The sequence below is a fragment of the Neisseria brasiliensis genome (assembly GCF_009671065.1).
Lineage (GTDB): Bacteria > Pseudomonadota > Gammaproteobacteria > Burkholderiales > Neisseriaceae > Neisseria > Neisseria brasiliensis.
This window is the reverse complement of the sequence record NZ_CP046027.1, coordinates 1146433-1159939: the sequence shown is the minus strand read 5'-3', so window position 1 is coordinate 1159939 and position 13507 is coordinate 1146433. Positions and strand designations below refer to the sequence as shown.

General features: G+C 42.5%; 14 protein-coding genes and 1 pseudogene. All 15 read left to right on the top strand.

Annotation, left to right across the window (positions count from 1 at the left end; all coding sequences use genetic code 11):
• Positions 1 to 67 precede the first annotated feature (67 nt).
• The 15 genes and pseudogenes from GJV52_RS05940 (at position 68) to murA (ending at position 13497) form a co-directional block, all read left to right on the top strand.
• Positions 68 to 265: a hypothetical protein gene (locus GJV52_RS05940; RefSeq protein WP_100562774.1), complete on the top strand. Its 198-nt coding sequence runs from the start codon at positions 68 to 70 to the stop codon at positions 263 to 265.
• A gap of 518 nt (positions 266 to 783) precedes the next feature.
• Positions 784 to 1065, top strand: coding sequence for a hypothetical protein (locus GJV52_RS05935; protein ID WP_154143243.1), 282 nt, complete (start codon positions 784 to 786; stop codon positions 1063 to 1065).
• A gap of 58 nt (positions 1066 to 1123) precedes the next feature.
• Complete coding sequence (locus tag GJV52_RS05930; protein ID WP_095502729.1) at positions 1124 to 1318, top strand: hypothetical protein; 195 nt, start codon at positions 1124 to 1126, stop codon at positions 1316 to 1318.
• Between the two features lie 84 nt (positions 1319 to 1402).
• Positions 1403 to 1819: a winged helix domain-containing protein gene (locus GJV52_RS05925; RefSeq protein WP_095502730.1), complete on the top strand. Its 417-nt coding sequence runs from the start codon at positions 1403 to 1405 to the stop codon at positions 1817 to 1819.
• Between the two features lie 620 nt (positions 1820 to 2439).
• Complete coding sequence (locus GJV52_RS05920; RefSeq protein WP_154143242.1) at positions 2440 to 2616, top strand: hypothetical protein; 177 nt, start codon at positions 2440 to 2442, stop codon at positions 2614 to 2616.
• A gap of 418 nt (positions 2617 to 3034) precedes the next feature.
• Entirely contained in the window at positions 3035 to 3421 is a 387-nt protein-coding gene (locus GJV52_RS05915; protein ID WP_095502733.1) for a hypothetical protein, read from the top strand.
• 379 nt (positions 3422 to 3800) lie between these two features.
• Complete coding sequence (locus tag GJV52_RS05910; RefSeq protein ID WP_154143241.1) at positions 3801 to 4115, top strand: hypothetical protein; 315 nt, start codon at positions 3801 to 3803, stop codon at positions 4113 to 4115.
• 338 nt (positions 4116 to 4453) lie between these two features.
• A complete protein-coding gene (locus tag GJV52_RS05905; RefSeq protein WP_154143240.1) occupies positions 4454 to 4801 on the top strand; it encodes a hypothetical protein in 348 nt (115 codons plus the stop codon).
• 693 nt (positions 4802 to 5494) lie between these two features.
• The gene (locus GJV52_RS05900) at positions 5495 to 5833 is read left to right on the top strand and encodes a hypothetical protein (protein WP_095502738.1); all 339 of its coding nucleotides are present in this window, start codon (positions 5495 to 5497) and stop codon (positions 5831 to 5833) included.
• Between the two features lie 437 nt (positions 5834 to 6270).
• A complete protein-coding gene (locus tag GJV52_RS05895) occupies positions 6271 to 7542 on the top strand; it encodes an HlyD family secretion protein (RefSeq protein ID WP_100562770.1) in 1272 nt (423 codons plus the stop codon).
• Positions 7543 to 7961: 419 nt separating this feature from the next.
• Positions 7962 to 8276: a hypothetical protein gene (locus GJV52_RS05890; protein ID WP_100562768.1), complete on the top strand. Its 315-nt coding sequence runs from the start codon at positions 7962 to 7964 to the stop codon at positions 8274 to 8276.
• Between the two features lie 285 nt (positions 8277 to 8561).
• Positions 8562 to 8894 (top strand): hypothetical protein, encoded by a 333-nt coding sequence (locus tag GJV52_RS05885; RefSeq protein ID WP_100562766.1) that lies wholly within the window; start codon positions 8562 to 8564, stop codon positions 8892 to 8894.
• Between the two features lie 416 nt (positions 8895 to 9310).
• Complete coding sequence (locus GJV52_RS05875; protein WP_100562762.1) at positions 9311 to 9622, top strand: hypothetical protein; 312 nt, start codon at positions 9311 to 9313, stop codon at positions 9620 to 9622.
• 321 nt (positions 9623 to 9943) lie between these two features.
• A pseudogene (locus GJV52_RS05870) lies at positions 9944 to 12031 on the top strand (peptidase domain-containing ABC transporter).
• Positions 12032 to 12243: 212 nt separating this feature from the next.
• A complete protein-coding gene (murA, locus tag GJV52_RS05865; protein WP_095502647.1) occupies positions 12244 to 13497 on the top strand; it encodes a UDP-N-acetylglucosamine 1-carboxyvinyltransferase in 1254 nt (417 codons plus the stop codon).
• Positions 13498 to 13507: the final 10 nt, after the last annotated feature.

Below are 13507 nucleotides of genomic sequence, written 5' to 3'. Positions count from 1 at the left end.
ATTAATTAAACGTATTAGAGAGATTGTTGAATTAATTTCTTCTCGGTAAATTATTAAGGAGTTTAATATGCGAACGTTATCATTATCTGAGTTACATTTAGTTTCAGGTGGTAACTCTAATAGAAATGAGCTTATTAAAGATTGTAAAAACGATATTACCAATGGTATGGCCTTTGGTGCTCTTGTAGGCACAACCTCAGCTAAAGGAAATGTTTTAGCAGGTGGAGTTGGGCTCTTTTCGGTGGAGCCATTGCGGCCAAAATGAGTGATAGCTGTCAAGCCTTGACAGCAAAAGACCGCTCAGGAAACAACTACGGACATTAACTGTACCTATAGTTTTTTTCTTTCAGACGGCCTTGCTTTCGCATATCAAGTGCAACATGCGTAATATGCCTGACGAGGCTTACTATTTGGCTGTTTTCAGCATTGAAGACCAAACCACTGTTGCGGCTATATAGTCAAGAATGCCGACAGGCACAGCAAAGCGGCTTGTTCTTGACAATATAGCCGCAACAGCGCACAAACATTACTACTGAAACAAAATCCGCCGATGTTGCACTTGATATGCGAATCTGAGAGCCTTTTCTACTTTCAGGCCGTCTGAAAGAGTGTTTCTGCTAGTAAACCGTAATAACCATATTCCAACCCCCTTTTTTCCGCCGAAATCTGCGTAGGTACGGTTAGCCGCCCCAAGCGGCGTAACCGTACGTATGCTTTTGGATTTAAAGCGGCGTAGGTTGGATTGGTAAAACCAACAAAACTTTTTCTTGACTTAAAAAATCGTTGGGTCTCCCCGATCTACGCTTGCTAAAAATAAAAATGATCAATCCGGAAACAAAAATTATGACGGAGAAAATTCCTAAGTTAGCAAAATCCTTAATGACACTTTTCACCGCATTGGCTCTTTGGTGGTTAATCAAGCTGATGATTAAGGCCTGGCTTTATCCTTTATGGAATCTGCCTCCCGACTCTGATATAGGATCTGTTTTTGCGGTTACATTTTCCTCTATCGTCGCTTACCGTTTGGTTTACGGCAAACAAAAATCCGAAGATAAATCAGATTGATTGACGTAGCTGCAGAATTTTTTGTCTTATTGGAAAATAAATATACAGGAATCATGGCATGGAAACCCATATCTTTATCATTGCTTTAGGAATTTTCCTTGTTGTAGTGAGTGCGATACTGGCCAAATCGGGTGTAATAAAACAATCCAAGCCTAAAAGTAAAATTTTCTATATTGCTATTTTTGTTACTATTTTTTTTCGGTTTAATGACGATGATATCGTTTTGAATTCAAAGCGGCGTAGGTTGGGTTGATAAACCCAAAAAAACCTTTTCTTGACTTAAGAAATCGTTGGCTCTCGCTCCAAATCTACGTTTGCTTAAGTAATTTGTTGGGTCTTGACCCAACCTGCGCTGCTGAAAAAAGCCGCCGAAGCATTCGCCGCCGAGATTACCGATCCCGACAATTACGAAGCCTTTATGCAGCACTTTCTCGGCAACCAGCGCACCGACAGCGGCTTTGCCTTTGAAATCCTCGGCAACCCCCATTCAGACGGCCTGCCCGAAGATGCCTTGTTGAGCTTGAACACGGTGGACGATTCGACGCTGGAGAAAGGGTATTTGATTGCGAATGGGATTAAGCTGAATATAGATGATGCCAGTGCATCCATCCTGAACATGCTCAAACAAGAAGGCACAGTAAGTATGCAGCAGCTTATTGATACAGACGACAATCAAAAGAGGCTGAAAACCCTTGAAATGATTCGCCATTTGGCTCAATTGGATATTTTAGAAATTAAAGAGAGGGAGAAATGATTCAAGTTTTAAGGAAATACATTTTTAATCAAGATGTTTTTTTTAGTGCCCTAGGGTCATTTTTTATCATGGCTTTTTTGCAGAACCGAGTCAAACCTGATTTTTTCCATAGCAAATTTTATTTGAAAAATCAGTTGATTATGGATATTAGCCTGTATATGTTGTTTTTCATTATGGCTTTATTGATTAGCCTGTTTTTTAAGACCGAGAAAGGAAATGAAAATGCGTGAGTTAAGATGTTCGGGATTCGGAAAATATTGTTTGGGATGAATGATGAATACATTTAAAAACAGAAAGTTGAATATAGTATTTTTTTTTTGCTAAATCTTATCTACTTTTTACTTTTTTATTCATTCTATTATGGTTTGCAATGTACAAAGACATGATTCAAATTGACTTGGATACATTGTTACTTTTAGCAATCCCATCAACTACCTTGACAGTAATAAAATACTTTCGTGATATTATTGATTTTATTATATCTAAACAAAATTAATTAAATGAAAGGCTTAAACATGAAGACAATATCATTATCAGATTTGATTATAGTTACAGGTGAAAATTCATCAAGATAGGCGAACATTCAAGCTTGTAAGAGTGATATACAAAATGGAATGTCTATGGGAGCAGTTGTTGGCGCAACTATGTCCAAAGGAAATCCCGTCGCAGCAGGGATAGGTGCTCTCGTTGGTGGAGCTGTTGCAGCAAAAAACAGCAACAGTTGTCAAACCTTTACATCAAAAGATAAATCAGGTAACAACTATGGTGAACGATGTGGTAATAATTATGGTGACTAACCGTACCTACTCGGACTAGGCTAAATTATGAAAGAAAATAGATCTATACTTGCAGAAATATTTAAAATTATGTCCATTTATGTTCTATTCAATTTACCTCTAAATTTATTGAATTTTGAATGGCAAATTTTTAAATGGAATGAACTAAACTCCTTTACTATATGTATAATTTTATTATCTTTATATATAATATTTTTAGCCTACAACAAAGAAAAATCAAAAATCATTAAAACTCTTTCTAAAATAAAAAATTTTTTATTGATTTTTTATTACGCGCTATCTGTTTCTTATTTTATAAGGATAATTTTCTCAAATTATGCAAATACAAATATATATAAATACGGAAGTATTTTCTTAGTTGCAATCATTGTCTATATAAGTGTAAAACTTTATATGAAAATTGAAAAGGAATTATCAAATGAAAGAAATTAGTTTAAAAGATCTGGAATTAATTTATGGAGGTATGGCGATCATTAGGGAAGTGGGAAAGCAAGCAATAAAAATATCTTCAAAACCAGCCACCCAAGGCGCAGCAATTGGCGGTGTTACTCATATTGGGGAAAACTATATCAAACAACAGCTAAATACAGCACCAGGTATCATAGGCGCCATGGCTGGTGGAGCTGTAGGCGCTGGACTAGCTAAATCACCATTGGGAGGGCTAATTGGGGATTGGACAGGTGCTGCCGTAGAACAGACATTAGCAGGAAAAAGTCCTTTACGAAAAGAGTTTCATAATCAAAGTACGAATGATAAATCTGGTAATGATTATGGCGATAGATCAGGTAATAGTTATGGTGGATAGAAAGTAGCCCGCGTAGGTACGGTTAGCCGCCCCTGCGGCGTAACCGTACGAATGGCTAATATTATCAATCCATATCGGAAGATAACTTAAAACTGAAAATATGCGTACGGTTACGCCGCTTGTGGCGGCTAACCGTACCTACGCGTTGTTCTTGAAGGGATTTATTGGGTCTATATTTGCTGGGAAGCTATAGTATGGAGAATCATATCTTAATTGTTGTTTTAGGAGCTTGCCTCGTTGTAATGAGTGCAATGCTGGTCAAATCTGGCGTAATCAAACAATCCAAGCCTAAAAGTAAAATTTTCTATATTGCAATTTTTATTACCATTTTCACTGGATTGGTCACGATGATATTGTATTAATAAGGATTTTCAGGGTCTTGACCCACCCCATACTTGATTACCCAAAGCCGTCTGAAAGATCATTTTTCGGTTTCATACGGCCTTGTTCGTTAAAAAGCACGCATATGCAGCTAAACATAACCAATATATTAAAACATTGGAAGCTTTTGATGGTTTTAGGCATTGTTTGCCAAACGCTTGTAAGTATCCTGTTTTACTTTTTGGGCATCAATGAAGATATCCGAATCAATGAAAACATTGCTTTGAATACGACTTCTACCGCTATGGCATTAGGCGGGTTGATTGCTTATCTTATTTTTATCATCATTTTGAAAGGTAAAAAGCAAGCGTAGGTTGGGTTGCCAAATCCAACAACCCCGTTTTAACTTAAAGAACCCGTTGGGTCTTGACCCAACCCAAGCTGCTGTAAGACATTCTAGAGAAAAATATTTTATAAACTAATTACTTTTTAAAGGATAAAAAATGAAATTTCTAAAAAATTTTTCCTTAAAAGAAAGCCTGTGCGGATTCTTCCTTGTAATAGCTGTTGCTTTGTTTTCTAGGTTTTTTATAAAAGGTACTGTTTCTCAGAATGCCTATGAATTAATCAATATTTTTTTACTGCTTTGCTGTGTATTCATACATCCGTATTTATGCAAGATGATCAACAAAAAGTAATTGGAGGATGAAAATGAGAGAACTGCATATCAACGAATTAAAGTCTATTTATGGTGGAAAAGGAATAGCGGGTGCTGTAGAAGGTGTTGTCACCTATGTAGCAACCCAAAAAGTTACCCAAGAACCTATTACAAAAGAAGGAATTATCGGAGCAGGGGTAGGAGGGGCAGTAGGAGGAGGCCGAGTTGGGGCAGTAGCTGGAGCTATTACAACCCGAGCCGTAAAAGAATATGATAACTATGTTATTGTTCGTCCTGTATATGAAATAGAAAGTCCTCTAAACGGTTCTCAGATTAAAAACAATACAGATAAATCAGGTAACAATTATGGTGATAAATCTGGTAATAGTTATGGAGGATGAGGTCAAGCCCTTATAGGTACGGTTAGCCTTCCACAGCAAGCGTAGGTTGGATTGTTAAATCCAACAAACCTCTTTTAACTTAAGGAATCCGTTGGGTCTTGACCCAACCTACGCTGCTGCAAATTTATAAAAAGTAACAATGCCGTCTGAAATCCGTTTCCTTAAATTTTTCATAAAACTTGGCCTATTTCACAAGGTTTTGTACGGTTAAGCCACTTGGGGCGGCCAACCGTACATACGGGTTATATAATCTGTTTGTGGTGAAAAGAAGCAAAAGGAGTCAAAAAATGTTTCTACGTAAAACACATATTCTTTTAAATATATCATCTACATCTTGCGCTTTTCTTCACGTTTTTCTGATGCTTTTATATTTTACAGCACCGATACATTTAATTTATGAGGTAAAAATATTAGAGAAAATTACTATTTTTATATATTTAATATCCACCTTAATGCTGATACGGAGAATGAGGGAATATATTTTTAAATTTTATGAAGAACAAGCAGATAATAAGAGGATAAACTGGAAAAGCCTAGGCTTATCTTACTCAATATTGTCTCTGTATGCGTTTTTTTTATTGATTATGGGGACAAGAAAAGAAATTATATATAGCGGTATAATTCTTTCTGCAAGTATTATTTTTTTCTTGATATTCCATTTTTCATTAATTCTAAAATCAAAGGAGCTTAAAAATGTATGAATTATCTATGGTTGATTTACAGTTCGTTTCTGGAACTGGTCCCACAGCAGATGCTGCTGCAACAGGGGGCGTTATTGGTTCTACGGTAGGAGGATTTGCAGGACGTATGGGAGGAGGAGCTATAGGAGGACGTCTTGGTGCTGTTGCAGGCTTAGGGAGTGCGATTGTAGGTGTTGTGGTCGGGCAAAAGTATGGTGGTAAGGTAGGTTCAGCAGTGGGTACTGTCGGTGGTACCGTTATAGGAGGGGTTGTAGGGCGGGCTATTGAAAATTCTAGGGATAAATCCGGGAATAATTATGGTGATAAATCTGGTAATAGTTATGGGGGATGAGGTCAAGCCCTTATAGCAAGCGCAGGTTGGGTTGTCAAACCCGGCAAACTCTCTGACTTAATGAATTATATTTCATATAAATTGAAAAACAGGCTTGGTATTTTATGCATAATTGGAAACATTTTATATTTTTCATAGTACTGGTTACGGGCTTTTACCAAATTCTGTATTTGATATCAGATATTTTTTTGATTGATTATATAAATAAATATGGCTTGAGTTTGAATTTCATCTACGGCAGTTTGAATTTTCTTTCGGTATATCTGCCGTATTTTTTAGTAAAGCGCCTTTTTAAGAATCATCGTACGGAAAAGGAGTGCAAAAATGGTTGAAATTCAGCCGTAAGCAAACCGTACCTGCAATTGTTTTTCTTTCTGACGGCCTTTTGGCTTTCTGGCCGTCTGAAAAAGTTTTTCTGATAGTGAACCGTAATAACCATGTCCCAAACTCCTTTTTTCCGCCCTGAAGTGTTGGCTGCGCGTGAAAACCGCTGGACAGGCAGGATTATCCTGACACAGCCGTTTTCGTTTGCCTTTCTCACAGGTTGTGCCTGCCTGATTGCGACGGCAGTGGTTTTGTTTCTGATTTTCGGCAGCTATACCGAAAAAACGACGGTGGAAGGCCAGCTTTTACCGGATTCGGGGGTGGTGCGGGTGTATGCGCCGGATTCGGGGGTGATTACGGAAAAGTTTGTCAACGACGGGGCAAGGGTGAAGGCGGGCGACAAATTGTTTGCGCTTTCGACTTCGCGCTTCGGGGCACAGGGCAATATTCAGGAGCGGCTGGCTTCGGAAGCGGCTTTGAAAAAGACGTTGGCGGAACAGGAATTGGCGCGGCTGAAGCTGATTCATGACAATGAAAAGCGTTCGCTGGAGGGCACGCTCAACCGCTTGAAAAGCCAACACCGCCATATCGGCCAACGTATTGCCAGTCAAAAAAGCCGGGTAAGGCTGGCAGAGGAGATGTTGGGGAAATACCGTTATTTAAGTGCGAATGATGCGGTATCGAAGCAGGAATTGATGAATGTGGAAGCCGAAATGTTGGAGCAGAAATCACAGCTGGATGCCTACCGCAGTGAGGAGGCGGGCTTATTGCAGGATATTCAGGCGCAGAATCTGACATTGGCGAGCTTGCCTGAACGCCATAAAACCGAACAAAGCCAACTGGAACGTGCGATTGCGGATATTTCGCAGGAGGTGTTGGATTTTGAGATGCGTTCGGAACAGATTATCCGTGCGGGCAAAACGGGCTATGCGGCCACGCCGAATGTGGAAGTCGGCCAACAGGTCGACCCGACACGGCTTTTGATGAGTATCGTGCCGGAGCAGACCGAACTTTATGCCAGCCTTTATGTGCCGAGTAAGGCGGCGGGATTTGTGAAGCCTAAGGGAAAGGTGGTGCTGCGCTATCAGGCTTACCCATATCAGAAATTCGGTCATGCGGAAGGCGAAATCGTTTCCGTGGCGAAAACGGCTTTGGGCAAACAGGAGCTTTCGGGTTTGGGGCTGATTTTCTCCAACCCTGCTTTGGTCAATGAACCGGCCTATTTGGTCAAGGTTAAGCTGAAAAAGCAAACGGTGACGGCTTACGGCGAAGAAAAACCGCTGCAAATCGGTATGATTTTGGAAGCGGATATCCTGCACGGCAGCAAGAAGCTTTATGAATGGGTTTTGGATCCGATTTACAGTATTTCGGGGAAGTTAAATTAAGTCGTTAAAATATTAGGTTATTGGTAATAAGCATCTCTCCACAGCTGAAAAACTTTGATACGGTAAAAAAAATCGTCCCGATCGATATACGATATACGTTTTTGCACTATCTGCGCTTTGTTCGCGTTTTTTATCAAGCCGTATTGCAGAAGAAAAATTACTAGATGGCGAGTATAGGCTTTATTGTGCTTTCAACATTATTAATACTGCCTTTCGTTTTAAATCAAATTCTAAAGAAATTACCGTTTTAATCATACCGATATTACTGGGGTTACTGACACCTACAGCCGCAAACCTTTTTATATCGGGATATTTTGCCGATGGGGAAACTTACAGGATATTTGTTTATGTGATGACTTTTTCTGTTTTTGTTTCCTCATTATTTTTGTGTCAATCCTTTAAAAAGTAAGGAGAAAATAATGCGTGAGTTATCCATTCAAGATTTAACCTTGGTTCAAGGTGCTTTTGCCCTTCCAGGGGCTGTAGCAGGAGGAGCAGCCGGACTTTCTGCCTATTCAGGTTCGATTTCTACAAACGGTAAAAAATTTGATGCAGTTGATGCCGCATTAGCGACAGGAGCAGGAGCTTTTGCAGGTTTTTTTACCGGCCCAGTAGGAATCGGTACAGCGGTCAATACCATCGGTGCCTCGGCAGTAGGTGGAATTACAGTAGGTGGTATTTCCAGACTCCGATCCAATTCGACAGACAAATCCGGCTCAAATTACGGACATTAATGGATTTACAGCAATGGATTATCTATTACCGTTAATTTTCATATCCTCATTCCTCACTTTGCTGTTGTTTGGGAGGCTGATGAATTTTGATGTCGTTTTCTACAATAAATTCAATCAGAAAATTGAATTTTTATGGGCGGCCATAGCGGGAGTGCTGACCGCTTTTGTCTATATTACTTTCCCCCAATAGCTTTCAAACCAACCCATAAAGGCCGTCTGAAAGAAGGATGCTGCTTTCAGACGGCCTTTTTTACCAAAATAGTTGAACAAATGAAAGGAAATAATATGCGTGAATTAGCTATTCAAGATTTAGAATTGGTATTTGCCGGAAAAGGACACTATGAATCCGAAGGCAGAAAGATAGGTTCATCAGCCGGAAATTATATCGGAGGTGCTTTAGGTGGCTTTGCAGGTACATTTACAGGTGCCGCATTGGGAGCGTTGGCAACCGCCGGCAACCCCATAGGAATTATTGCAGGCGGTTCGGCAGGAGGTGTTGCAGGCAGTGAGATGGGTTCCAGACTCGGAGAAAAGGTAGGAGGAGATAGTGGGGCAGCTATTGGAAAAAGATTAGACAGCTCTCATCACAAAAACAAAGATGGAAATAATTATGGGTAAATCTAAAAATTTATTAAAGAAAATATTTTAGGAACTGCACCATTTTTTAGGAATACCTATATGCAGATAAACTTAAAAAACATGGCTAATCATTGGAAATTGCTGCTTATCCTAATCATCGTTTTCCAATTACTGTTTCATATCACCTTTAATTTTATGGATATCAAGGAGGTGAATCTAGGCGGTATGGTTACTTTGGGTGCGGCTTCCTTCGGTACCTTGTCTGCAAATATCGTGTTTTTTATCTTTATTCGACTTAAAAAACCGTAACTGTAAAACCCGTTCCCAAGGCCGTCTGAAAGACGGATGCTGCTTTCAGACGGCCTTTTTTATCAATGCAGTTTAACAAATAAAAGGAAATAATATGCATGAATTATCTATTCAAGATTTAAAAGTAGTTTGTGGTGGTAAAGGTAATGCCGGAAGCTCTGCGAGAGATACTGTCATTTAGTAATACTGCAAATAATCTTGGTGAAGGTAAAATGACTTGGGGAGATATTACAGGAACACTTGCTACTATTGCCGTTGGCACTTTTACGACAGCAAGGACAGGAAACGCACCGACAGGAATTGCCGCAGGTGGTTATACCGGGGGCTGGGTCAAAAAAGTAACAAATGACGCTGTTAATGCACTACCTTATGATGGGAGGCCTATTTTTGAAATAGAACACGGTTTAACCGAAATACCAAAAAGTAAAGACAAATCTGGAAATAATTATGGTGGATAACATCAGTTTTTTAAGGATGCATAATGAATAATTGGAAACAGTTTTTATTTTTTCTTGTGCTGTTTTTTGTTTTATTGAGATGCCAATATTTTCTGATTAATTATGTTTTGGAAATATTCAATATTCAAATCATGCACAACCATATCTCATGGATTGAGACAACTATATTGGCTATATCGGGATATTCATCCTATAAAGCCACTAGAAAAATCTCCACTAAATTTGCATGTTGGCAATAGCTCCGCTACCTGATAAAGCCGTCTGAAAACAGACTCTGTTTTCAGACGGCCTCTTTAAAACCACTTTACCTTATCAATCATGATGAATCCTTTAGACAATCTCTCTTTCGGCTTTAGCCGCAAACTGCCCGTGGTGTTGCAGACCGAAATCGCCGAATGCGGTTTGGCCTGTTTGGTATCGGTGTTGCGCTATCACGGTTTCTATACCGATTTGCGTACGCTGCGGCAGAAATACACGCTTTCGCTCAAGGGGGCGAATATGGCGGATATCGTGCGCTTCGGCGACGATATGAACCTTACTTCTCGTGCACTGCGTTTGGAGTTGGACGAATTGGCCAATCTGCGTCTGCCCTGTATCCTGCATTGGGATTTGAATCATTTTGTGGTGCTCAAATCGGTGTCTGCCGACCATATCACGGTAATGGATCCGGCAACGGGGTTACGCAAGGTGAAAATGGCGGAAGTATCGCGCAAGTTTACCGGCGTTGCTTTGGAAATGTGGCCGAACACGCAGTTTGAGGAAAAGAAAGAGGAACAGCGCGTCAAAATTCTGCCTATGCTCAAGGGGATTACGGGCTTGCGCCGTTCGCTGGTGCAGCTGTTGTTGTTGGCGGCGGCGATGGAAGTGTTTGCTTTGGTATCGCCTTTTTTCATGCAATGGGTTATCGACCATGTGATTGTGACGGCCGACCGCAACCTGTTGGTTACGCTGACCTTGGGATTCGGTATGTTGATGCTGGTGCAGCAGGCGGTGTCTTTGCTGCAATCTTGGGTGGGGATGCATTTTGCCACTACTTTGAGCATGCAGTGGAAATCGAATATTTTTAAGCGGCTGCTGGACTTGCCAACGGATTATTTCACCAAGCGGCACTTGGGCGACGTGGTGTCGCGCTTCGGCGCGGCCGACAGTATCCAAAGCACGCTGACATCTACTTTTTTCGTGTTGATTCTCAACAGCTTGATGGCGGTGTTTACGTTTACGCTGATGTTGGTATACAGCCCGAAGTTGACAGCGGTGGTGTTGGTGACGCTGCTGATTTATATTTTAATCCGCTGGGTTGCCTATTATCCGCTGCGCCGCGCCACGGAAGAGAATATTGTACATGCCACCAAACAGAGCACTTATTTTATGGAAACGATACGCGGTGTGCAGACGGTGAAACAGTTCGGCAAAAGCACTCAGCGCCACGGTACATGGATGGGTTTGTTTGTAGATACGGTCAATACGGGGCTGACGGCGCAAAAGCTGGGCATTTGATTCGGCTTTGCCAATACCCTTTTATTCGGTATGGCCAATATCCTGATTGTGTATTGGGGAGCATTGGATATTTTGGACGGTGTGTTTACCGTGGGCGTGTTTATGGCTTTTTTGGCTTACAAAAGCCAATTTGAAAGCCGCATCGGCTCGCTGATTAATCATTTTGTGGAAGTAAAAATGCTGTCGCTGCACGGTGAACGTTTGGCCGACATTGTACTGACGGAAACAGAAAGCGAACGCACACCCGATACCGGCATTCCCAATCTGGAAGGCGGTATCGAAATCCGTCTGGAAAATGTATCGTTCCGCTACGCCGAAAATGAACCTTATGTATTGAAAGATGTGAACTTAACGGTCAAAGCGGGAGAATCGCTGGCACTGACCGGTCGTTCGGGTTGCGGCAAATCGACGCTTTTGGATATTTTGTGTGGCAACCTCAAGCCCGAATCGGGTAAGGTGCTAGTCAACGGCCACGATATTTACCGCCTGCCACCGCGCTTTATCCGCAGCTTGGGTGCGGTGGTACGGCAAAACGATGTTTTATTTGCCGGTTCGATTGCAGACAACATCGGTTTTTTCGATGAAACACCCAATCGTGACAAAATCGAAAAATGCGCGCAAATGGCGATGATCCATGAAGAAATTATGGCCATGCCGATGGGCTATGAAACCCTAATCGGCGACATGGGCAGCGCACTTTCGGGCGGCCAGAAACAACGCATCGTATTGGCTCGCGCACTGTATCAAAACCCGAAGATTCTGTTTCTCGACGAAGCCACCAGCCATTTGGATATTGCCAATGAAAAAGCCGTGAACGAACATTTGAAAAACCTGCCGTTTACCAAAATCATGGCGGCGCATAGAAAAGAAACCGTAGAATCGGCCGACCGGGTTTTTGATTTGGCTACTTGAAATAATTTCACAAAAATAAAATTAAGCCGTCTGAACTTTTTTGCTGCAATATTAATGATTGTGCCTAAACCGTTCAGACGGCCTTTATTACGTTTGGAGAAAATTTTTACTGTCATACCCACAAGAGCGGTAAAAATCCTTATAATTCCAAGTTAAACCTCATTTTTTTACGCTCAAACACTGTGTTTCGGCGACTGATAAAGCGAATACTTATGGACAAACTCAAAATCTCTGCCAACGGCCCGTTAAACGGCGAAATCATTGTATCCGGCGCGAAAAATGCCGCGCTGCCGCTGATGTGTGCCGGTTTGCTGACTTCAGGCACGCTGCGCCTGAAAAACGTGCCGATGCTGGCCGATGTGAAAACCACGCAAAAACTCTTACAAGGCATGGGCGCGCGCGTGTTGACCGACAATGTGCACGAATTCGAAATCAACGGCGGCACGGTCAACAATACCTGCGCGCCATATGAATTGGTCAGCACCATGCGCGCATCGATTTTGGTATTGGGCCCGACTTTAGCGCGTTTCGGCGAAGCACAAGTGAGCCTGCCGGGCGGCTGCGCCATCGGTTCGCGTCCGGTTGACCAACACTTGAAAGGCTTGGAAACCATGGGTGCGGAAATCGTCATCGAGCATGGTTACGTCAAAGCCAAAGGCCGTCTGAAAGGCGCGCGCGTGTTAATGGACGTGGTTACCGTCGGCGGCACGGAAAATTTATTGATGGCCGCCACTTTGGCCGAAGGCACCACCGTATTGGAAAACTGCGCCATCGAGCCGGAAGTCGTGGACTTAGCTGAATGTTTGGTGAAAATGGGTGCGAAAATCAGCGGCATCGGCACCGCCACCATGACCATCGAAGGCGTGAAAGAATTGCACGGCTGCGAACACAGTGTCGTACCCGACCGCATCGAAGCCGGCACATTCTTGTGTGCCGTGGCGATGACCGGCGGCAAAGTGACTCTGCGCAACGCCGCACCGAAAACCATGGAAGTAGTGTTGGACAAACTGGTTGAAGCCGGTGCCGTCATCGAAGCGGGCGACGACTGGATCAGCATCGACATGCAGCAGCGCCCGAAAGCTGTCGATATCCGCACCGTCGTGCATCCGGGCTTCCCGACCGACATGCAGGCGCAATTTATGGCCATGAACGCAGTGGCCGAAGGCAGCTGCCGCGTGGTCGAAACCATTTTTGAAAACCGCTTTATGCACGTTCCTGAACTCAACCGCATGGGCGCGAACATCACCACCGAAGGCAACACCGCTTTCGTAACCGGCGTGGAATCCCTCTCCGGCGCGACGGTAATGGCCACCGACCTGCGCGCTTCCGCCAGCTTGGTGATGGCCGGTTTGATTGCCAGCGGCGAAACCATCGTGGACCGCATCTACCATCTCGACCGTGGTTATGAACACATCGAGAAAAAACTCGGCGGCGTGGGCGCAAAAATCGAACGCGTGCGCGGTTAAGTTTTAATCG